Annotated in this window: 23 protein-coding genes; 3 read left to right on the top strand and 20 right to left on the bottom strand. The window is 49.1% G+C overall.

Annotation, left to right across the window (positions count from 1 at the left end):
• Positions 1-123: 123 nt before the first annotated feature.
• From BUB35_RS04575 to BUB35_RS19880, 8 genes are all read right to left on the bottom strand, one after another.
• Complete coding sequence (locus BUB35_RS04575; RefSeq protein WP_002576319.1) at positions 124-1,335, bottom strand: tyrosine-type recombinase/integrase; 1,212 nt, start codon at positions 1,333-1,335, stop codon at positions 124-126.
• An 84-nt stretch (positions 1,336-1,419) separates the two neighbouring features.
• Positions 1,420-1,650, bottom strand: coding sequence for a hypothetical protein (locus BUB35_RS04570; protein WP_002576320.1), 231 nt, complete (start codon positions 1,648-1,650; stop codon positions 1,420-1,422).
• Between the two features lie 476 nt (positions 1,651-2,126).
• Positions 2,127-2,597: an RNA polymerase subunit sigma-73 gene (locus BUB35_RS04565; protein ID WP_033125331.1), complete on the bottom strand. Its 471-nt coding sequence runs from the start codon at positions 2,595-2,597 to the stop codon at positions 2,127-2,129.
• Between the two features lie 167 nt (positions 2,598-2,764).
• Positions 2,765-3,592, bottom strand: coding sequence for a bacitracin resistance undecaprenyl-diphosphatase BcrD (gene bcrD, locus BUB35_RS04560; protein WP_002576322.1), 828 nt, complete (start codon positions 3,590-3,592; stop codon positions 2,765-2,767).
• The gene (locus BUB35_RS04555; protein WP_002576323.1) at positions 3,592-4,341 is read right to left on the bottom strand and encodes an ABC transporter permease; all 750 of its coding nucleotides are present in this window, start codon (positions 4,339-4,341) and stop codon (positions 3,592-3,594) included. The genes bcrD and BUB35_RS04555 overlap by 1 nt, the downstream gene beginning before the upstream one ends.
• Positions 4,334-5,251: a bacitracin ABC transporter ATP-binding protein BcrA gene (bcrA, locus tag BUB35_RS04550; RefSeq protein WP_002576324.1), complete on the bottom strand. Its 918-nt coding sequence runs from the start codon at positions 5,249-5,251 to the stop codon at positions 4,334-4,336. Before bcrA ends, BUB35_RS04555 begins: the two co-directional genes overlap by 8 nt.
• 180 nt (positions 5,252-5,431) lie before the next feature.
• Positions 5,432-6,046: a bacitracin resistance transcriptional activator BcrR gene (gene bcrR / locus BUB35_RS04545; protein ID WP_072849625.1), complete on the bottom strand. Its 615-nt coding sequence runs from the start codon at positions 6,044-6,046 to the stop codon at positions 5,432-5,434.
• A complete protein-coding gene (locus BUB35_RS19880; protein WP_009246557.1) occupies positions 6,036-6,233 on the bottom strand; it encodes a helix-turn-helix domain-containing protein in 198 nt (65 codons plus the stop codon). The genes bcrR and BUB35_RS19880 overlap by 11 nt, the downstream gene beginning before the upstream one ends.
• Positions 6,234-6,398: 165 nt before the next feature.
• On the opposite strand from BUB35_RS19880, the gene BUB35_RS04535 reads away from it, so the two are divergent.
• Complete coding sequence (locus BUB35_RS04535) at positions 6,399-6,752, top strand: helix-turn-helix domain-containing protein (RefSeq protein ID WP_002576326.1); 354 nt, start codon at positions 6,399-6,401, stop codon at positions 6,750-6,752.
• An 80-nt stretch (positions 6,753-6,832) separates the two neighbouring features.
• Here BUB35_RS04535 and BUB35_RS04530 read toward each other — a convergent pair whose 3' ends face one another.
• The 6 genes from BUB35_RS04530 to BUB35_RS04500 form a co-directional block, all read right to left on the bottom strand.
• Complete coding sequence (locus BUB35_RS04530) at positions 6,833-7,129, bottom strand: hypothetical protein (RefSeq protein WP_002576327.1); 297 nt, start codon at positions 7,127-7,129, stop codon at positions 6,833-6,835.
• 284 nt (positions 7,130-7,413) lie between these two features.
• On the bottom strand, positions 7,414-8,829 hold the full coding sequence (locus BUB35_RS04520; protein WP_002578499.1) for a relaxase/mobilization nuclease domain-containing protein: 1,416 nt from the start codon (positions 8,827-8,829) through the stop codon (positions 7,414-7,416).
• A gap of 55 nt (positions 8,830-8,884) precedes the next feature.
• Positions 8,885-9,217: a hypothetical protein gene (locus BUB35_RS04515; protein WP_002578498.1), complete on the bottom strand. Its 333-nt coding sequence runs from the start codon at positions 9,215-9,217 to the stop codon at positions 8,885-8,887.
• Positions 9,214-10,068 (bottom strand): nucleotidyl transferase AbiEii/AbiGii toxin family protein, encoded by an 855-nt coding sequence (locus tag BUB35_RS04510; protein ID WP_002578497.1) that lies wholly within the window; start codon positions 10,066-10,068, stop codon positions 9,214-9,216. The genes BUB35_RS04515 and BUB35_RS04510 overlap by 4 nt, the downstream gene beginning before the upstream one ends.
• A complete protein-coding gene (locus BUB35_RS04505; protein WP_002578496.1) occupies positions 10,065-10,658 on the bottom strand; it encodes a type IV toxin-antitoxin system AbiEi family antitoxin domain-containing protein in 594 nt (197 codons plus the stop codon). Before BUB35_RS04505 ends, BUB35_RS04510 begins: the two co-directional genes overlap by 4 nt.
• 136 nt (positions 10,659-10,794) lie before the next feature.
• Entirely contained in the window at positions 10,795-11,232 is a 438-nt protein-coding gene (locus tag BUB35_RS04500; RefSeq protein ID WP_002578495.1) for a hypothetical protein, read from the bottom strand.
• Positions 11,233-11,352: 120 nt separating this feature from the next.
• Here BUB35_RS04500 and BUB35_RS04495 point away from each other — a divergent pair, with 120 nt between their 5' ends.
• The gene (locus BUB35_RS04495; protein WP_002578494.1) at positions 11,353-11,592 is read left to right on the top strand and encodes a helix-turn-helix domain-containing protein; all 240 of its coding nucleotides are present in this window, start codon (positions 11,353-11,355) and stop codon (positions 11,590-11,592) included.
• Between the two features lie 33 nt (positions 11,593-11,625).
• Here BUB35_RS04495 and BUB35_RS04490 read toward each other — a convergent pair whose 3' ends face one another.
• The 5 genes from BUB35_RS04490 to BUB35_RS04470 all read right to left on the bottom strand — a co-directional run bounded on the left by BUB35_RS04490 (position 11,626) and on the right by BUB35_RS04470 (position 21,232).
• On the bottom strand, positions 11,626-11,937 hold the full coding sequence (locus BUB35_RS04490) for a CD1845 family protein (protein WP_002578493.1): 312 nt from the start codon (positions 11,935-11,937) through the stop codon (positions 11,626-11,628).
• A complete protein-coding gene (locus BUB35_RS04485; protein ID WP_002578492.1) occupies positions 11,934-12,239 on the bottom strand; it encodes a hypothetical protein in 306 nt (101 codons plus the stop codon). Before BUB35_RS04485 ends, BUB35_RS04490 begins: the two co-directional genes overlap by 4 nt.
• Before the next feature lie 152 nt (positions 12,240-12,391).
• Entirely contained in the window at positions 12,392-12,736 is a 345-nt protein-coding gene (locus BUB35_RS04480; RefSeq protein WP_002578491.1) for a plasmid mobilization protein, read from the bottom strand.
• Positions 12,733-13,539 carry a DUF3848 domain-containing protein gene (locus tag BUB35_RS04475; protein WP_002578490.1) on the bottom strand — a complete coding sequence of 269 codons (807 nt, stop codon included), beginning with the start codon at positions 13,537-13,539 and terminating at the stop codon, positions 12,733-12,735. The genes BUB35_RS04480 and BUB35_RS04475 overlap by 4 nt, the downstream gene beginning before the upstream one ends.
• A 1-nt stretch (position 13,540) precedes the next feature.
• Entirely contained in the window at positions 13,541-21,232 is a 7,692-nt protein-coding gene (locus BUB35_RS04470) for a MutS N-terminal domain-containing protein (protein WP_330391084.1), read from the bottom strand.
• A 75-nt stretch (positions 21,233-21,307) separates the two neighbouring features.
• Between BUB35_RS04470 and BUB35_RS20340 the strand changes: the two genes are divergently transcribed.
• Entirely contained in the window at positions 21,308-21,526 is a 219-nt protein-coding gene (locus BUB35_RS20340) for a hypothetical protein (protein WP_330391083.1), read from the top strand.
• A gap of 118 nt (positions 21,527-21,644) precedes the next feature.
• On the opposite strand, the gene BUB35_RS04465 is transcribed toward BUB35_RS20340, so the two are convergent.
• A partial coding sequence (locus tag BUB35_RS04465; RefSeq protein ID WP_200777568.1) for a transposase occupies positions 21,645-21,850 on the bottom strand: 206 nt, incomplete at its 5' end.

Raw genomic sequence — 21,850 nt, 5'->3', positions numbered from 1 at the left:
GTGATGTATCTACACCTCCTTTTTATCAGAGATTTCAAATTGAATCAAAGATACGGCCAAGGAAAAACTAAGAGCGAGACATCCTTGTCTCGCTCTTACTTCATTTTCTGAATTGTTCGGAACTTACACAGCGTCCCATAAGTCAAAGGCACAGCCCATTGCTTTGACAAGATCATCCGGCCTGTTGTATTTGACCTTTGCGTAAATGTCCATCGTGATTTTGCTGCTTTCATGGCCCGCCAAATATTGTACCGTTTTGGGGTCCACCGAAGAATGAATCAGATTGGTGATGTAGGTGTGCCGCAGCTGATGCGGTGTCACTTCAAAATCCAGGCTATATACCACATGGCCGTTATTCCTGGCTTTTTCTCCAAGTTTCGGGTAAAGCATATATTTTACATACTTTCCGTCCACAAGTTTTCTGGCCATTCTCGGCTTTGCAGTCCGCGTCACAATATACTGCCACAGCCGCTTAAACTGTGTATAGGATAGCGGATCACCGTCCCGATTGGCAATCACATAATCCGAAGTGGATTTTTTCTTTGCATCTTTCAGACATTCAACCAGACAGACCGGGAGAGGAATGTTTCTTTGTGCCGCTTTGGTCTTTAGCTCGGTAAGAATGACCGGCCTGTTATGTTCTGTGTGCCATGCCCGCCGTACCGTTAAGTACGGAGCCTCTGCATCCAGATACACAGAATCCCATTGCAGCGCCAGGATTTCTTCCCGGCGCAGACCGGCATATAAACCGATCATCACAAATACATAGGGCGGCAAATCCCGGATCGTGTCCAAAAGCCGCTCAACCTGTTCATCCGTCAATGCCTGTCTTTCTTCCTGGGGAACTCCTCCCTTTGCATCCAGGTATATGGTCGGGTCCTCGTCAATCACATGGCTCTCCTTGGCCGCCCGGAAAATGGACTTGCAGAGAATCACCACAGACTTATAAACCGAAGCCGACTTCTTGGAAACAGGTACGAGGGCAAGTTGGATGTCATCCAGGGATACATCAGCCATTCTCTTGTCTCCCAGCCCTCCAATAATGTGCCGCCGCACCTTAGAGGTATAATCTGTCAAGGTGGTGGCCCGAACATGGACGGACTGCATCAGCAGCCACTTCTCACAGTACTCAGCAACCGTAGGCGATCTTCGACGAAACGTAGTACTGTCAATCTGCTCTAACGCCTCCAGTTCCTTGTCATAAAGCTTTTCGGGCGTCTTTGCATAAAGCGCCACTCTGTTTCCATCCGAATCTTCGACTCTGGTTCTATAATATTCAATGCCGTTAAGCACGACCGTACCATATTGAGGAATTGCCCTTTTTCTTTTTGCCAATTCCGTCACCTCCTAAGAATAATGTCCAGCGCTGTACCTTTGTTTTATCAGACATATTAGGTTCCAGCAAGGATACGGAACAGCTCAAGCTCGGACACTTCGCAGCTTGCGGTATGTAGCGCTTTTTTCCACTGGCTTTGCACGATGGGTGCATTTTGCGATATACTCCTGAAGGCCAGCATCTGTAAAGTACACGCAACCATTTTGCACATACTGAACATAGGAAATTAGCCCACTGTTTCGAGCTGCATCCAAAGTGGCAATGCTAATCCCCAGTAATTTGGCAGCCTCTTTCCGCGAAATCAATTTTTCCATAGGTGGTCCCCCTTTCTGTCAAAGATGTGGTTGTTGCTTTCAAAATCACATGAATGCGCTGGCAACCGAAGCTGCCAGCGCATGGTATCTGACTTTGAAAAATTTACTCGCCACATTTGCCACGCACCCCTGGCGATGGGGACATTCCGGTCTCCGCTGGCGCGGCTGTCATAACTCCACAGCGTCGTTTTACTCGTGCGCCGCAGAGTTCCCCCCAAGTCTTTAGGAGGCCGTGAGGAAGTATCTTTAACCCCTATGCAGTCATCGCGCCCTGAAATGCCACTTTCGGGTATCAGGCTGACGTGGATCGCTCGGAACAGTCCTATTCATCACCTCCTGGGGCTGTCCATCTTCGCGGCGTGCCTGATTCGCTCGTACATAGGTTATGTACCGGAAATGCCGTCTATGAAATTGTCAAGCTCCACATTGGGAGAATGTTCTTCCCTCAATGGGTAGGCACTGATACGCTTCATTTGTTAAGTGTTATTCAAAAATTTTTTTATTTTTTTAAATCTTTGTGCAACAGCACTTCTGGAACAATGCCAAAGACGTGCTACATCAATTTGACGATAACCATCCACAAAAAGTAATGTCAATAGCTCCAAATCTTTCTTCGACAGCTTCTTCAATCTCAACAGTAGTTGTTCGTTTTCCACCGAAGCCAACCATCCATATCGCGTTTGATCAATCTTATCAACATCCCATTGATAAGATAACGATGCAAACTTTCGGAACAGCTGTGATTGACCACATACTTCATCATATTGTTCACAAGGTATTGGTTGCGTATAGTTTTGAAAAACCCTTTGACTGCAAAACCATGCCCAGTCATATTCTTTCATGGCAGCAATCTGTTCTTCGCTCATCCCTGCATCACAATACTCAACTTCTAAACGCTTCCATCTACTATCAAACTTCTTTTTCTCATATCCATAATTAAATCCCATTATTAACCTCCTGTAGATTCAATTTGCAAAATTCACCATGCAAACTAAAATCAGGAGGAGATCGACAACGAGAATCTCTGGGTTGTTTTCCATCCCCAGAAACAAAAATGCCAGCTGATCTTAAGGACCAACTGGCATTTTTATTCGCGCACAAAGAAAACGCATTATTAAGATTTTATAAGTACAACAAGTATACCAAGCACAATTCGATACCAACCAAACACCTTAAAATCATGTTTTTTGATAAAGTTCATTAGGAATTTAATTACTAAGACAGATACCGCAAATGCCACAGCCATACCGAGAACAAGAGCGAGCAGTTCTGCACTTGTAAATTCAAACCCGAATTTTAACAGCTTAAAAGCACTTGCTCCAAGCATAGTAGGTACTGCGAGGAAAAAAGTAAACTCTGCTGCTGCCACTCGTGAAACTCCTATGAGTAAAGCACCTATAATCGTTGCTCCCGACCGTGATGTGCCGGGTATAAGTGATAACACTTGAAATGCCCCTATCAAGATTGCTGTTTTATAGCTGATGTCAGAAAGTGCCATAGTAGTAGGAGTACGCTTTTTATTCCAATTTTCTATGAGAATGAATAACAAACCATAAAAGATTAACATGATTGAAATCACAATGGGGGTTTGGAGGTAAGCATCCAAATAATCATCAAATAGAATCCCCATAATAGCTGACGGTACACAAGCTACCGCAACCTTGAACCACAACGAGAAAGTATCCTTTTTAACAATTGACTGTGCTTTGTTCTTAAATTGAAAGGGAAACATCTTGTTCCAAAACATTACAACCACTGCGAGTATAGCTCCAAGTTGAATAACAACAAAAAACATTTCTTTAAATGCTTCGCTCATATTAAGTGTGATAAATTCGTCCACAAGAATCATATGTCCTGTGCTGCTGATAGGTAGCCACTCAGTAATACCCTCAACAATTCCAAGAAAAATAACTTTTAAAATTTCTATAAAATCAAGTACCATTATTTCAAATCCTCCTTTTTAAAATGATGAAAGGTCATAAGAAAACCAACTGCTGATACAAGAATAATAATAGATACAGACAGCAGTGTAGGATAGCCGGTACTCTGAAGTTTACCCTGCACCAAGAAATAGGTGGCTGTCCACGGATACAACGCTCCCCATTCTTGATTTGAAAGTGCGGCACTTCCCATGACAATCACGGCAGAGCCAATCATCGGGGCGACAAATCCTTTTGTTTTCATAGCAACAAACACAAAAGGAGAAACTGTTAAAAACATCAGGATACTGCCAAACAAAAACTTGGGGAGCCATACTATTGCCACTAGTAAGCTATATCCCTCCAATGTAAAGACAGCGTCATATAGCCCACAAACGATAAATATACCTGCCCATGTTACAAGGGTTAGCATAACAATCCAAAGAAGCAGGGTGCAAAATTTTCCAATTAATAGTTTTGTCCTTGAAATGGGTATGGGCAATATGGTTTTGAGGGTGCTTTCTGTGTACTCTCTGCTAAACAAGTAAGCTGCAATTGCCACATATATCATAATGTTTACCAGCAGCATGATATACAGTACACTGTCGCTGTATATGTCAGACAAGGTAAAGATAATCTCCGGCTTATCAAAATGTGTTTGCAAGGCTTCTATTAACATCAAAAGTGGGGTAGATAATACCCCTGCCACACTAATTAGCACCATTTTTGAACGCTTTAGTTTTAATAATTCACAAGAAATAAGATTAAGCAATACCGCCACCTCCAATCAGTTTAGAAAAGTAGTCCTCTAAGTTTTCCTCACTATCATTTATCCTTGTCACGAGCAGTCCATTTCGTGCAAATTCTCGATTGATTTCTCCAACACTTTGGCTAAAGTCATAAATTCTCACCGTACCGTCCTGCACTGTAAAATCCGTCATGTGGTAGTGGTTTTCTAAAATCTTTCCGGCTATCTCACTGTCAGATAAATCAAATTGAATGTATTTTCGATTCCTTTTGTGAAGCTCGGATATATTCACTTCCTCTACTAAATGCCCCTCGTGCATAACGCCGATAATATCTGCTATCTGTTCAATCTCGCTTAAAACATGGCTTGAGATAAAAATGGTAATGCCATGATTGTGACTAAGTTCAGATAAAAATGAGCGTATTTCAACTATTCCAATGGGGTCAAGTCCGTTAATCGGTTCGTCAAGTATTAAAAGCTCCGGCTCGTGCATAATGGCGGCGGCAATACCAAGCCGTTGCTTCATTCCGAGGGAATAATCGGAAAAGACTTTTCTTTTCTCCTTATGCAGCCCCACAACTTCAAGAGCTTTTTCTACTCCACTTTTAGATACTCCCCCTCGCAGTTTAGCGAGAATTTGCAAATTCTCATACCCTGTTAAATTACTGTAAAATCCCGGTGTTTCGATAATAGAGCCTACTTTGCTATAAAGGGTATGGATATTTTCCTTATAGTTTGTGCCAAACAAGCGTACCGTTCCCTCCGTTGGGAAAGCAAGCTGCAACATCATTTTCATTGCTGTGGTTTTGCCTGCTCCGTTTCTGCCGAGCAAACCATAAATTTTGCCCTTTGGCACATGAAGATTTACCTTATCGACAACGGTGGCTGTTCCGTATCGCTTCGTAAGATTTTCTGTTTCAATGATATAATCCATATTTGATTCTCCTTTCCGTGGGTTGCTGTTCTTGTTTTCGCTGACCACAATCTTATTATCCACGAGTATTGCATAGAAGCCAAGAAATCTACCGTCACAATGCCGACACAATAGATGTCAGCACGAAAAAAGCTCCGACACTTATCGTGTCAGAGCCTATTTTAAAGGGTTTATGGCATTTTACTTTGTTTGGGTTTGCTTTATCCAGACAAATATTTTAGCAACAAATAGCAGAAACATAAGGGCGGTTACATAGGGTTGTCTTGCCGCAGCTAAGAAGCAGATAAAAAGCGTACTCAGCACGAGAGAGCATTTTGTGATTATGTTGCTCCATGATTCCTTTTCAAAACAAACACACATCAGTTTCGCTATCCCAAGTGCAATCAAAACAATAAAAACAATCCAATAGATTGCAAGATATATTGGGGTAGTGTCTGTAAATGAAAGTAGATTGACAGAATAAATATATCCGTCAACAAGGTTACCATACAACGGCAAAAGTATAAAAGTAACCGCCATCATATCTAATATTCCATAAATGAAACTGTAAATTTTTTTCAAGTTGGAACGATTTTCAGTTTCGGCAAGTGTAATCAGTTCTTCGCCCGATAGCAGTTCATCTATGGTCACAGAAAAGAATTTAGAAATACACTTGAGCGACTCAATGTTAGGGTAACCCTTGCCGCTTTCCCATTTTGAAATGGCTGTTCTTGATACATATAATTGCTCCGCAAGTTGTTCCTGCGTTAAGTTCTTTCCAGTCCTAAGCTGTTGTAGCTTTTCATTAAATTCCATGATTCTCCTCCTGTTTGTTCCTTGTTTTCATACGTCCATCAACGGGTTTTTCTGCATCTTTTGGTATCATCCATGCACGACCAAATTTTTCAGTTCCGTCAATGCGATTTTCCTCACATAATTTTTGTATCCGTCTTTCCGATATGCCCCATTTTTCAGAAGCGGCTTTCACAGAAATGTAATTCATAATATCAACTTCCTTTCGCAAAGAGTATATAATTATTATATACGGAATGACGAATAATAGCAAGTTTCTCTCCACTAATACGAAATTATACACTACTAAACATAAAATCATACTTCGTTCAAATATCATCACCCGAAATGTACAATGATATAGGATGATATTAAAATGTACCAAGATGAAAGAAAACTTGATTTTAAGCCGTTAGGTATAGCGATAAAAAAAGCTCGGGAAGCAAAAGGGTGGACACAGGAATATCTTGCCCAACTGGTAGACCTTACGCCACGCTCTATTATGTATATAGAGAACAGGGGGCAGCACCCAAGGCTTAACAAATTTTATCTCATTACTACCTTGCTTGACATCTCTGTAGACCAGTTCTTTTTTCCATGCAATGAAGATGGCGACAACAATCGCCGCAAACAAGTTGATGTACTGTTGAATGATATGGAAGAAAAGGAGCTTATCGTGATGGAAGCTACGGCTCAAGGCTTGAAAAAGGCAAGAGAAACTGCGGAATAATTAACGCTGTTTTCGTAAGCCAAGCCAACTGAAAAAAGTGCGACACCTACACAGGCTATCGCACTTTTTAGGTTATTTTTTTATTCTCCACACAAATCATAAAGCTGTTCACATCGGTTTTGAATATCTAAGATTTCTGTTTCGGTTAAACTCCTGCGGTTATGAGTAAGTTGTTGCTCTAAAAAATCACGATAGCCATCAAGTAAGGCATCCCGTAAAAGCTCGGGGGCTTTGCAATGTTCCACACCAAACCATTGCTCATCTTTTTCATCCCAAATCATAACGGTGTATCCTCGCTTAGTGTTCACCACCTCCAAAACACTATCTTTATTTAGGTAATCGTTGAATACTTCTAAAACCTTTTCAAAGGTCATCATTTTATCAGCCCTTTCATATTTTAGGTGCTTATATGTAAGTAGTTTATATACTTATTACGACTATGATAATAAAAGTAAATCATCGTGTAAAGGATACGGATATTGTTTGCGAACAAAAGTGGCAAGCAATGCCGGTGTTAATACACTCGGCCCACAGAGGGAAAAATCCTGACGTGATTTCCCCCTCTGCTTTGCTTGTTGAGGGCAGCGCCCCCAAGCCCCTTTGAACGCAGAATTTCATTCTGCGGCTACGCGTCCGATGGACGCTTATGACCATGACCGGCTTACCGCTGGCCGTGGTCTTTTTCTTGTTCTTTTTTCTGTTCCTCATCCATTTTCAGCAGCCGATCCACATTGGCCTTTGCCGTCAAAAGTTCCCGCATTTCCTCACGGGAACGCCGGTACTCGGCGTAGGTTTTCTTCTTTTCCTCCAGCAGTTTGGCATACTCAGATTGCAGGTCTTTGACCTTGGGCAGCTTCTTCACTCCCATCTCATCAAAGGCATTTTTTGCCGCCTGATGGAGCAGAATTTCTTGCTCATGTTCCTCCCGAAATTTTCGGGAATAACCGGCCTTGCGATAGGCAACATAGGTCTCGCGGGTCTTGGCATAATTAACGATATGGGTACGCAGGACGGCGATCTCTGCCATGCGTTTCTCCGTCGCCTTAATCTGCGCTGACAGCTCATTGTGATGGGCGGTAGCCGCCACCGCTTTTTCTTCCAGCTCTGTATAGTCCAGTAGGTGATGTTCGGTAAGAAAATTCACGGTCTGCGCCATCTGTTTTAAGTTAAAAACCTTGGCCCAGCGTGCATATCCAGCACCTTTCCCGGCCTGCAATTTTGCCTGAATATCCACCAGCAAATTGACCTTGGGTGGCTCCGGCTGCACGGTGGATTTCTTGCGGGGCGTGTGCTGCTTTTCTCCAGCCAGCACCGCACGGATTTCTGTTTCGCTGTACCCGGCTCCCAGCTTGTCATCCATACGGGCTACATTCTTCCAGCCGGGAGCTTTAAGGCGGATTGCTTTCCCGCGCCGAGATACCTCGCAGCCCATCTCGGAAAGCAGTTGCAGAAGTGTGTCAAAGTCTGCTGGCTTTTGCTCCAGCGCCCGGTCAATCATCACCCGTAGCTGTTCCCGATGGGAGGGCTTGGCTTGTTCGCCCAGCCACTTGTTGTAGCTTTTTCCGTGGGGCTTGGGGTTCTCCACAATGGATAGTCCGTTCTCGATACAAATGGTGTCACTTAAACGTCGAACAGCTCTGGTGCTTCCCCAAAAGTTACGGAACTTCCGGTCACAATCCATATTGACCGCCGACCAGATGATGTGATTATGAATATGCGATTTGTCGATGTGGGTGCAGACCACAAAGGAATGATTGCCTTTGGTGAACCGCCTGGCAAATTCTATGCCCAGCCGGTTGGCTTCCTCCGGTGTGATCTCTCCGGGCCTGAACGACTGGCGCACATGGTAGGCGATCACATCATCTGTACCGCGCACTCGTCCGGTGGCGGCAATATACTGCCGCTTTGCCAACAGAAACTCTGCATCAGCAGTGCGGCTGTCACATCCATAGCTGGTAATCAATTTTCCGTTGTCGGTCTTTTGGGGATTTGCCACATAGTCAATAATATCGCTGATGGCACGGCTCTCAGTCCGACCCTTGCCGATATGCAGCGGCATGATGCGTGTGGTTGCCATAAGGGAGACCTCCTTTCCAAAAAAGAAACGGCCTGCATGGTGCAGACCGCTTTTGTTATTCTATTAAATCGTCCTCATCGAGAAAATCAAAATTGTCCTCGATGTCCTCTAACCGCTTCGGAGGAAACCTCATCTCGTATTGTTCTTTTGCCAGCGCACGAACTTCCCGGCGCTTATCTTTCATTCGGTTCTTCAGCCAGGAAATCTGCTCCTTTGATAATCTCCATGGGAGATTCAGCAAGCGGTTTATTGTCATTTGCTCCGCTTGCTTCTCCGGCGGCAAAGAAGCACAGGATTTACAGACGTGCGCCGCATGACCTTTGCCGGAAAATTTTTCATTAGCCTTATATTCTCCGCAGACTTTACAATAATGGCCGTGCTTCTTCATAGGCTCGATTCCTTTTCACTGAGAGCGTATAAACTGCGCACCGCCCCCATGATGATGTTCCACTCCAGATCTGCCGCATAGGAAAATTTTTTGCGGTACGATTCCCAAAGTTTCTGCATAACCGAGCTGTTCTCCACTTCCTCAAAAACTTCGGCAGCTTCTGCAAGATGTCGTTCTGTCCCGCGTTTGTGAGCAGTGGCCCGCAGCGCATCATGGAGAATCTGAGGGTCCAATGTATTCCCATGCAGCTGTTCCAGAATATAAATGTCATAGAAATCTCTCATGCGGGTGTTGGTGGTAGTTCTGGTAATGATCGTTTCCAGCTTTTCGGCCAGAACCGTTTCCAGATTGTACGCCCAAATATCAATGGAGCGATCTTCCAGCATCAGCTTGAAAGAGTAGCGGATCTCCCTGGGGGTAATGGCATCCCCTGTGGAAATGTCAATCTTCAAAGGCGTCACCACACCGTCAAAGGTTGTAGTCATATTTACGCGAATCCCCGGATATTCCGCCTCATCCATAATCTCCGAAATACTTTTCAGCTGGAATTTGACGCCATCATCAAGCGGGACACTCACAATAGCGGAAATCAAATTCTCTATGTCCTCCACATTGACATTGGCTCCTTTTACAGTAGCGTCCAAATCCATCGTGGAACGGGCATCCAGACCAACCATAGCCGCTACCAGCATACCGCCTTTCAGAATAAATTTGTCACGATATTCAGAAAGGGAGATACGCTCCAGAAAACGCTCCATCATGTAGTTCCGCATCAAGAGCTGGGCGTCCGCAGATTTTTTTCTGGAAAGATTGCGGATCAGATCCTTCAACTGCCTTGCTGTTTTTATCATAAAAGCACCTCCAAATACTGCCGCAGAATTTTTTCTACCCGGAACATACCGGCATACCGCATCAATGTCCGCAGGTCTTTGTCTTTTCTTCTGGCATACATCTTTAATGCCCCTTGAAAAGTCTGCATCTCCATGTTGTTCCTGCTGCGGAGCAGGTCGCAGATGGTGCGCTCCAGGTCATAGACAGGAACTGTATGCCCAAATGGTGTCTGAGCCGTTGTCAGGCCCACCCCATGCAGTTCCGCCTTAATGGTGAATACCTGTACGCCCTCTGCTTTCAGCTTGGAGGGATTATATCCGGTCTTGACTGTGACCGTATATTCCAGCGGCTCGCGGTCTGTCAGATCGTGAAAAAATAAAGCTGTCTCATGGGAAAACACTGCCTGTTCGACCCGCAGATGAAGTAAGTACATGGCATCGACCCAGGCATCCTTGGAAAGATAAATTCCATGCGCGACCCGCTCCAATTCCCGTGAGTGCACATAATCATAAAAAACAGGCTTAGAAATACCAGCAGATACTACTTGAGCTGTTCGCAGCATCCCATCCTGTGTTTCCAGCAGCTGATCCAGCTGTTCAAATTGTCCCACCGTACCACTTCCTTTCACACTAATATTATAAGCAATATTAGTTCAAAAGTAAAGTGATGAAAATTCGGCATAATTTTACCGACAGCTTAACGTTCAACAGTTTTGGAAATATGAAGTGGCAGCAAAATAGACAACCTCAGCTGCCCATTTCATCACGATATGAAATAATCTGCTTCTTTTTCTGTTTGGCACACCGTAACGTTGTGGCTGCTCCGCCCCAATCATGGAGAACATAGGCCACCACTACATCGGCGGACTCTACCATCCAGCGATTTCTATGAGAAATCGAAAAACGGCGCGGTACGTTTTCCAGCGGTGGATACACGGTACTGTCATAGCCAGAAACATCCCGGCCAGTGTTCAAATATGCCAATACAAGAACCAGCTCGATTTGCGGATACTTTTTCTTTTGTTCCCGTAAAATAGACGCTGCTAAACTGTCGAACTCTCCATATCCTCCAAGATAAAAAGTTGTTGCTCCTTGCTCAATTAGGTCTTGTGTTACATTGCGAAGCCAATTCGCAATATTGTCTGCCTTTGTGATTTGCGAATGGCCACAAAAAGTTACGTTCATACGATGGCACCCCTATTACCATCATACTGCAAATAGCTCTATTAGTACAGGTACAGGGACCAATTTTAGCAAAACTGCCCATATACTAAATATAGTACAGTCACAGGGGCGGTGTATAGAATGAAGCTAAACGAGGCGGTAAGCAAACGTCTGTTAGAATTACTAGATGAAAGAAAAATGACACAATATCAACTGTATATGAAAAGCGGTGTTCCCAAGTCTACGATTGGAAATGTCATCAACTGCTCGTATGATTCGGTTAAGCTACGGATCATTCATGAGATGTGCCAAGGAATGGGGATTGGGATAGATACCTTTTTTGCATCGCCGCTTTTTCAAGAAGATAACCTAGAACCATAAAACCTCCGACGAAATTCGTCGGAGGTTTTCATATTATCCATAAACCAAATCTTGAATGATAAACTTCAAGTCCTGTACCTTGCCCAGTAGCCAGATTGCAGCCATTGGCAAACCATAGGGACTAATGAGAAATGCTATCACCAGCAGGATAATGCCGTTTTGCAAGGAGTAAGTAATCAGAACTGCCACACCCAGCAGGGCAACCACCATGCTGATAAGCCCCAGCACCAAACCGGAGACATAGACAATCCCCACACAAATCCAGACGAACAGGGTCAGCGACAGAATCACCGGAGCCATTAAAATCTTCAACGGCAGTTTCAGAATGAACCAGATCGCCCTCATTTTTCTTCCTCCTTCCATCGTTCCCGAAAGCTCTGACAGAGAATTTCTGCCTGTCTTTCATCTTCTTCCGTCACTTCTCGGCATCCTTTGGTTAGCCGCAGTTCCTCATAGCTGCGATAATCAGATAACAGCACCTCGAATAGTTCGTCCGGTGTCCGGCTGAGAAGTCCATCCACACAGTAGCGGGAATCTCCATTCCATGTGACGCGGAGATAACCTTCTCGACAAGGGAGGACTTCTTCCTCTAGATCACAGTCCAAATACTCACGAAAAATCTCCAACACCTTCTCAAAGGTTTTCATCTATTCTCAACTCCTTTGCGGCAATCTGTTTTCTACCCATATTATCCTTCCAACATTTCAAAAAGACAAGGATATGGGCAAAAGAAAAAACGGAGGAAGGCGCGGCGAAAAGAACGCCGTTCCTCCCTCCGCAGTTGGGGCATATATCCCTGTTACGAAAGCCTGGAAAGCTGGGTTAGGATTTCTTTCACGCCCTCCCATAACTGCTCCTGCCGTTGGGCTATATCCTCCAGGTCAGCATCATAAATCCGCCCCGTTTCATGTACCCGTCGGGTGAGCTGGTTCAGGTTATTGCTGCTTCGGCGCAACAGGGATACCAGTTCCTTCAGCTCCGGCAAGTCCAGCTGTACCACATAGCCGTCCACAGCCATCTTCCGCAGATAGGCGCTCAGGTTTTTTGTTCCGAACTGTGCCATTTTCTGCTGGATCGCTTCCATCTCCGCATCGGAAACCCAAAACAGGACCGGCACATCCCGTTTACGCTTTTTGGCGCTCATCGTTCCGGCTCCTGTTTCTTCGATAAAGCAGGCTTGTGGGTGGTAGGCTCCTGTTTGAGCTTTTGCAAGACAGAGCCTTTCTCCGGTTCCTGAAGCGTTTTTCGTGCCTGCCGTGTAAACAGATCGGTCAGACCAAGATTGACCTCATCCACAACCAGATAAGCACAGTGGCGCGAAGTGCCGCTGTCCTCCGGCATGGGAATGGTCTTTGCCCAGGCTTTGTTGTCACGGGAAACGCGACCGTCGCTGTCCTTATGCTGGATGGTGTTGGCAAGGATGAACTGTACTCGTTCCGACCCGAACTTTTCCAGCACCGCCTTAACCGCAGACTCCGTATCCAGTCGGTTATCCGCATAGTGGGCGCTGATGGCGTGTTCAATGGCCTCTTTACAGTCAAAGTTTGCCTGATAAGAGCGGTTATATTGTGCCATCTCCCCATGCTGGGACGCATAGGCGGCAGAATGGAGATAGAGAGGGATGGACCGCTGTTCTTCCAAAACCTTACACACATCATCCGCTCGGTTTTCAATGCTGTCCCGGATCACATCCATGTAGCCGGTCTCCAGCTTCTCAAAGTGACGGTACACATCGGCCAGCGGTGTAGGCGAATCCAAAAGCGCCTGGGCCTGGGCATCGGTCAGCTCCAAGTCCTCCATCGCCATCACAATGTCCTCCCGGACGGTGTACTCATAGGTATGGTGCAGGATTTCCTCCGGGGGCTGGCTTTTCAGCCAGTCCCGGTATTTGTCCTGTTCAGCGGCCATCTTCTCATAAAGGGCCGTATTCAGATCGTTGGTATTCATGTTATCGCACCTCCTCATGTTGTTTCGGTTTCTTTTCAGGGCTACGGGGTGGCACCGGGCGCTTCAAGCTGTCCAGCACCGAAGGCCGTGCGCTCTTGGCAACCACAGTTTCCGGCTGGGCATGGCCCTTGCCGTCAATGTTCAGCAGCGTGTCCAGTTCCACCAGACGGGCGGACTTGACTCGCAGATCATCCTCAAAGGGAAACGGCTTTCCGATTTCCTCTTTGGCTGCGGCCTGCTGTTGGTAAAGGTTGTCCAGCTGGTTTTTCACGGCTTCCAAACGCTGAGGCATTTGAGCCAGTGCATTGTCGATACGGGTGAGGTTTCCGCGCGGGTCTGTGCCGAGGCTTGCCCGGTGGGTCATCTGGCCTTTCAACAGGAGCGTATATTCCTGTTTCCAAGCGGAAAACTCCACGGACATAGTAAAGCCCCGATAGCTGCCGATCTGCACCGGTTCGGAGCCTTTGACCTCCTTACAGGCGTCTAGCAAGGCTGCACCGGCGTTTTCTTTGTCAGTCAGCACATCGCCCCGGATCTCCATTCCAGCAAAGCCATCCTCCGGGTGAGGATGGGCGGCCAGGGTCTCCAGATCCGCTTCAAAGCCTTTAATAAACCCCTTGTTAGTTTCGATTTCCTGGGGGAAGTATTTGAGCAACTGATCCTCCAGGCGGTACTGCTTGCTCTGATGGTCAGCTTTCATCAGCTTCAGACGCGCAACCTCCACATCCAAATCCATGCGCTCCTTGATACGGGGGTCTCCGGCGCACAGGGCCTTGATCTCGGCAAAGGACAGCGCCGTTTCGTCCACATCATCGCAGGAGCGGACCGGGCTTTTGCTGGTCATGATTTGCGAAATGAATTTCTGTTTGTTCTCCACCGTCTGCCACAGGTAGGCATCGAAAGTTCCCTCGGTAACATAGCGGTACACATGGACCAGCGGATTCTGGTTGCCCTGGCGCTCGATACGGCCCTTGCGCTGGGCAAGGTCTCCCGGACGCCACGGACAATCCAGGTCATGGAGCGCCACAAGCCGGTCCTGCACATTGGTGCCAGCGCCCATTTTGGAGGTGCTGCCCAGCAGGACGCGCACCTGCCCAGTGCGAACCTTGGAAAACAGTTCTTTCTTCTGCACCTCGGTCTTGGCTTCGTGGATAAAAGCAATCTGCTCGGCGGGCATTCCCTGGGCGATGAGCTTCTGGCGGATGTCCTCATAGATGGTAAAGGCAGGCTCAGGCTCATCCAACGGCACAGCCTGTTCCAGCGCATGAAGTGTGGGATTATCCAGCTGTTTGGCTGCCTTTTTGGAGGGGGCTGCCTGGGGCGTGGAAATGTCGCAGAATACCAGCTGGGTCAGCTTGTCAGCCTCGCCGTCCCGCCAGATCTGCATGATATTACCCACACACTGATTGACCTTGGTGCCGGGTTCATCCGGCAGCAGCTGGTTGATGATACGCTGGTCCAGACCCAGCTTGCGGCCATCGCCGGTAATCTTGAGCATATTGTCCTCTGAGGGGTCAACGCTGCCGCTGTGTACCCTGGAGGCGCGCTCGGAGAGAACCTGCACCATCTCTTTTTGGTGTTCAGTAGGCTGGGCCACGATGTTGTGGTATTCCACCTCCGGGGTGGGCAAGTTCAGCTGATCGGCGGTTTTGATGTCGGCAACTTCACGGAACAAGTTCATCAGCTCCGGGAGGTTGAAAAACTTGCTGAATCTCGTTCTTGCCCGGTAGCCGGTGCCTTCCGGTGCCAGCTCCAGCGCCGTGACGGTTTCTCCGAAGCGGCTGGCCCAGCAGTCGAAGTGGGTCATGTTCAGCTCTTGCAGGCGGTCATACTGGAGATACCGCTGCATGGTGTAAAGTTCGGTCATGCTGTTCGATACGGGGGTGCCAGTGGCGAAAATCACACCACGGTTTCCGGTCAGTTCATCCATATAGCGACACTTTGCAAACATATCGCTGGACTTTTGGGCATCGCTTGTGGAGAGACCTGCCACATTCCGCATCTTGGTGTATAAAAACAGGTTTTTATAGTTATGCGCCTCATCGACGAACAGGCGGTCCACACCCAACTGCTCGAATGTTACCACATCGTCCTTGCGGCTCTCGGCCTGCAATTTCTCCAGCCGGGCTTCCAGGGACTTCTTGGTGCGTTCCAACTGCTTGACCGTGAAACGCTCACCGCCGCTGTACTTCACCTCGGCAATGCCCTCGGTGATCTCGTCGATCTGCTCCTGAAGGAGCCGTTCCTGACGCTCTCGGCTGATGGGGATTTTCTCAAACTGGCTGTGTCCCATGATGATGGCGTCATAATCGCCGGTGGCAATGCGGGCGCAGAACTTCTTGCGGTTGTGGGTCTCAAAGTCCTTTTTGGTGGTGACAAGAATGTTGGCGGAAGGATAGAGCCGCAGAAACTCCGACGCCCATTGTTCGGTCAGATGGTTCGGCACCACAAAGAGGGATTTCTGACACAAGCCCAGGCGCTTACTCTCCATGGCGGCAGCCACCATTTCAAAGGTTTTGCCAGCGCCTACCTCGTGTGCCAGCAGCGTATTGCCGCCGTACAGCACATGAGCGATAGCGTTTTTCTGGTGTTCCCGCAAGGTGATGGCCGGGTTCATACCACCGAAAGTAATGTGTCCGCCGTCGTATTCACGGGGACGGGTGGAGTTCATTTCCTCATTGTACTGGCGGACCAGAGCTTGGCGGCGGTCCGGGTCTTTCCAAATCCAGTCTTTGAAAGCGTCCCGGATCGCTTGCTGCTTTTGGGCGGCCAGGGTGGTCTCTTTGGCATTCAACACCCGGCGCTCTTTGCCGTCTGCATCCTCTATGGTGTCGTAGATACGGACATCCCGCAGGTTCAGGCTGTCCTCCAGAATCTTGTAGGCATTGGCACGGCTGGTTCCGTAGGTGGTATAGGCTGCCACATTGTTCTGGCTTACAGAGCTTTTGCCGGTGATCTGCCACTCAGCGGTGAAAGAAGAATAGTTGACCTCGATATTGCGCTGGAGATAAAACGGCGTGTCGAAGGTCTCATACATAAACTGCTGGATGTACTCTTTGTCGATCCAGGTAGCGCCCAGGCGCACCTCAATCTCCGACGCATCCAGGTCTTTGGGCTGGGCAGCGGTAAGGGCCTCCACATTGACTGCAAAGGAAGGGTCCTGCTGTGCGGCCCGCTGTGCCTGACGCAGCTTGCGCCGCACATTGCCGGACAGGTATTCGTCGGCTGTTACATAATGGGGAGTGCCGTCTTTCTCCAACTGCCCAGGTACACGGAAGATCACGCCTTTTAGCTCGGCGGCCAGTTCGTCGCCGGTCTTGCCGGTCAACTCCGCCATATACGCCATATCGACAAAGGCTTTTTCGGAAATTGATACGGCCAGAGCTTCACTTGCGGTATCCACAGTGTCCACCGCCTTGTGGGGCTTGATGGTGCGCTTGGTGAACATATCCGCCTTGCGCTCCAGCTTGCCGTCCTCGTCAATGACTTCCAGCGCGCAGAGCAGATAGTAGCTGGAATCATCAGCAAAGGCCAGCCGGTTCGCCCGGTCATTGATAAGACCATATTTTGCAGAGAAGCTGTCATAGAGCCGGTTCAGTTCGGCCTGTTTGTCCTGGATGGCGCTGTCCGGTGTGGCGGCGTCCATTTGCAGATCAATGAGCTGCTGGACACATTCTCGCAGACCCACCAGTCCTTTCACACGGGCTTCGGCGGTGGCATTCAGGTCAGGCCGTACCATACAGCTGTTTTCACGGTAATACACATCGCCGTCCACAACGGTGTAGGAGTAATTTTTCACATTGGGGTCAGCAGGGATAGAAGTGTCGATGGCTTCGCCCTCGCCCAGCTCCGGCAGCTCGGCCTCCTGGTAGGTGCCGCGAATGTACTTCACGGCATCATGCAGCTGATCGGCAAGCTCCAGCCCCTCGATGGGGTTCACGGTGTAGTCCATGCCGTGGGCGGTGCTTTCCGGTTCCTGTCGGCCCAGCACCATTTCCGGGTGGTCCAGGAAATAGCGGTTGATGGCAAAGCCGTCCTCGGTCTGCCCGGTCTGCGTCCACTCCGGCACGATGTCCAACGGACGGTCACGCTTTTGCAGGAAGATGATGTCCGAAACGACCTCGGCACCTGCGTTCTTTTTGAAAGCGTCATTGGGCAGACGGATGGCCCCCAGCAGTTCGGCGCGCTGAGCAAGATACCGGCGCACGGTGGAATCCTTGGCGTCCATCGTGTAGCGGCTGGTGACAAAGGCCACCACGCCACCGGGACGAACCTGATCCAGAGCCTTGGCGAAAAAGTAGTTGTGAATGCTGAAATTCAGCTTGTCATAGGCTTTATCCCGAACCTGATACTGGCCAAACGGTACATTACCCACCGCCAGATCGTAGAAATCCCGCCTGTCGGTGGTCTCAAACCCTGCCACGGTGATGTCGGCCTTGGGGTAGAGCTGCTGGGCAATACGCCCGCTGATGGAATCCAGCTCCACGCCGTAAAGACGGCTGTTTCGCATTTCCTCCGGCAGCATACCGAAGAAATTGCCTACACCACAGGACGGCTCCAGGATGTTGCCGGTCTCAAATCCCATGCGGCCCACAGCCTCGTAAATCGCTTTGATGACCGTAGGGCTGGTGTAGTGCGCGTTGAGGGTGGAACCTCTGGCAGCAGCGTATTCCTCCGGGGTCAGCAGTTCCTTCAGCTGGGCATATTCCTTGCTCCAGCTTTCCTTGTCGGGGTCAAAGGCATCGGCAAGGCCGCCCCAGCCCACATACCGAGAAAGGATTTTCTGCTGTTCCGGCGTTGCCTGCTCGGTGGTTTCCTCCAGGTATTTCAGCAGCTTGATTGCCTCGACATTGGCCTGGAACTTAGCCTTGGGGCCGCCTTCGCCCAGGTGATCGTCAGTGATACGGAAATTCTCGGCGGTGCGACGCAGATTGGCCTTGTATTCCTCATAAGAGGCTTCCTCGGCAGCTTTGACATTGGGGAAGGTCTGCCACTCGCCGTTTACCTGAATGGAAACGGGGTGTTCGTCCAGTACCTCATCCAGAGTCTTTTCCGGCTCGACAGCAGGCGTGGGCGGCTCCGGCTCATTGGTTCGCAGGGTCTGAACAACCACATCATAGGGCAGATTGTTCTTATCGCCCGGATAGACAGCCACAGTCTCGGCTTGGAAGGCCGGGGTTTCGGCAGCCGGTTCGGGGCGTTCCTGCTCAAAACCGTCCAACTGACGGGCATACATCCCGCGCAGCAAAGGCGCAACCTCGCTCCACTGGAAGAACAGCATGGCCAGACGCTTTTCATCTGCATCCAGCACTTCCAGCTCGATACCTTCCGGCATCGTGCGGTAATCGGCGGTCTCGCCGGTCTCCAGCTCCATCGTTTCCACGATGTTGGGATAGGCCCGGCTCAGCCACAAGGCTACCTCCTGGTTACTCTTGCCGTTGCGAAGAAGCTCGGAAAGCTCCGCCTTGTCCGCCTCACCAATCAGGCCATGGGCCAGCACATCCCGAAGGTCCTGGTCCACCGTATCCAGATTTGCAGGCAGGAATTCGGTATAGAAGTCGTTGCGGTTATCCTCCCGCAAAAGCTGCTCAAACCGTTCCCGGCTCTCAGCCCGGTAGATGGGATAGCTCATGCCGGTGGGCAGCAGCTGCACCGTGTCATCCCGCAGCTCTGTGATCTGATGGGGCCGGTCATCCAGATAGACAATATCACCCACATTGTAAGGAGGAACCGCTGGATCGTAGGAGGTTCGCTCCCGGAGTGTGCCACGAGCCGCAGCGTATTCCTCATCTGAAACCAGAACACGCAAATTATGGGGAGAAGGCTGTTCCGGCTCATCTGCCGGGACGCTCTCTCTGGATATGGCCTCCACATCCGCCATAACACGCTGGATGAATGGGTCATTATCCAGTTTTTCCTCATCCACCAGTTCACCATTCACAATGCCGCGCTCGGCCAAAGCCTCCCGAATGGCGATGGGGTCGATGTTGTCGAACCGGTCCTGTTCCGCTTCGGTGTAGAACCGGTCCTCCTTGATAAGCTGAGCGATCCGGCGCTGTACCTTGGGCCAGGGCAGCACCGTTCCTTCGGGGCTTTCCGGGCGAACCGAAAACGGGGTTTTGCCATCGCCGCCGTCAAACTCATGGGCCAGCCATGCAGCGGTATCTTTTTCCCGCCCATGTTTCTCCATGTAACGGACAACGGCGTGTTTACTTTCGATTTTGCCGTTCCAGTCCTGGATAGCCTTGTCGATGTCATTGTCCGTGAGAGGGTGCAGCAGCTCATGGAGCTTGGGATAGGTCTCGTCGATGATTTCTCGATGAAGGCGCTGGCGGAACTCCGGTGTGTCGGAATAGAGGCGGAGCAGCTCCATGTTGCCAGATCCCAGGACAGCACGGCGAATAGCGGCATTGCCCTCGATCACGGCGTTCTCATGGTCACTGTGACCGCAGGCATTGCGATATGGCACATCTTCCATAACAGCGGCAAGTACAATGGGCTTGTATTGCTCATGCAGTTCTCGAATCGTAGGGGCTGCGGCTGCTTCGGTCTCCTGAAATACTCTGGTCCCGTCTGCGCCAAACTCCGCTTCCTGGGCATTGATGTGCTGTTCCGCCTCATGGTCGATAGAGGGCATGGAATACTCCTGCCGCTCCCTGCCGCCCTTCGGGACAGCGGAAATGGTCACATCATGCTTATCCCGCAGCTGTTCCACAACCTGCTCCAGCCGGTTTGCCGGAAAGCCGCACATTTCCACACGGCCACCGCCGGGGATAGCGCGGGTCGTGAGATTGAGGTCCAGTTCCGCAGCAGCAGTTTTGGCGTCCTCACCGTACAGCTCAAAAAAATCCCCCATTTGGTAGAGGATTATATCATCCGGGTGGCGCTCCTTGACGCCGTTGTATTCCCACACAGCCGGGTCCGGCTGCTGGGCTTGCAGGGCATCTTCTTCCGCCAGGGCCTTTTCTGCCTGGATTTTGTCATACTCCGCCTGTTCCTGTTCTGTGAGATAGCGTCCCTTCTGGATCAGGTCGGTAATCCGTTTGGCGACTTTCTCCCAGGTGAAATGCACATCCGGGCAGCCGTCTTTTTTGTAGTGCAGACCTTTTCCGTCGTGGCTTTCATCGCTTTTCATTGCACCGGACAGGGCATGGGAGTGACCGCCAATACCATACTTATGTTTGAGAAAATCCACCTTTTCCTTATCCGTATGGGGTTCCTGGAAAAAGGTGAAAACTCGGCCCTTACCGCCCTCAAATCCGCTGCCTCTGGTCATGGCGGCGTCGATCTCGTCCTCAGAGATAAACTGCTTGACCGAAGGTACTTCCGTCAACTGAGAGGTAAAGGTGGTGCGAGGCAAGGACAGATCTTGCAGGTTCTCCCAAATTTCTTTGGGTTTATGGTAGTGGAAGCGCAGCAAATCCCGATCCTGCTGGTAGGCCGTCCAGAAGGCAGCATATTCTTCCGCAAGGTTCTGGCGAAACTCCGGGCTTTTCAGCTGTTCGGTGAGCCATGCAGATTCCTCCGGGAAACCGCGCCCCGGATTGTTGGAAAGGATGGGCAGATACCCAGCTTCTCTGGCTTCCTCGCTGAAATCGTGGTACAGATTCCAGAACTTTTCCGCGAGGAGGGAGCGTTCATAGCCCGCAGCCTCAGCCAGCTCCACATTGGTGGCAAACTGGCCGTCCTGCAAAAGCTGGCCGATACGCTCAGCGGCACTCTCCCAGGAAATGACCTGGGCGGACTTATCGTAACGGGCAGTTTTGCCGTGGGAAAGATGGATTCCATCCTCGGCATACCATGCAGTGATGCTGCCAATCCCGTTGCCGCCATGGTACAGGGTTTTCAGGGTGTCTGCGATCTCGGTGGTGGACTTCTGCTCCTCAAAGGCCGCGACAATGCGCTCTCTCTGGCGATAGGTGTTGCCGCCCAGCCGCAGCACATGGTCGATGTCAGCCTGGGCAAATCAAAACCACTAGTAAACTAGTGGTTTGAACAACCCCTAGAAGGGGTATTACGTGCTGATTCCCTAAAAGGGAATATTGAAGATTTGGCATCGCATTACGATTACAGGCAGCCACTAAAAGTGGCTGTCTTTTTTCGCCTTATTCTCCTCTATTACCCGTAAACGGGTCTGTATACTCTTTTAATGAAATCTGATCTACCATATAATCTTCTTCCAACTGATTTTTTATGTACTCTTTTATCACCTTTTCATTTCGCCCTACTGTGTCAACAAAATATCCTCTTGCCCAGAAATTTCTTCTCCCATATTTATATTTTAGATTTGCATGCCGATCAAATATCATCA

Origin of the sequence: Anaerotignum lactatifermentans DSM 14214 (assembly GCF_900142265.1) — a bacterium.
Classification (GTDB): Bacteria; Bacillota; Clostridia; order Lachnospirales; family Anaerotignaceae; genus Anaerotignum; species Anaerotignum lactatifermentans.
Note: the sequence above shows the minus strand (reverse complement) of the source record. Positions and strands in the feature narration are given on the sequence as shown.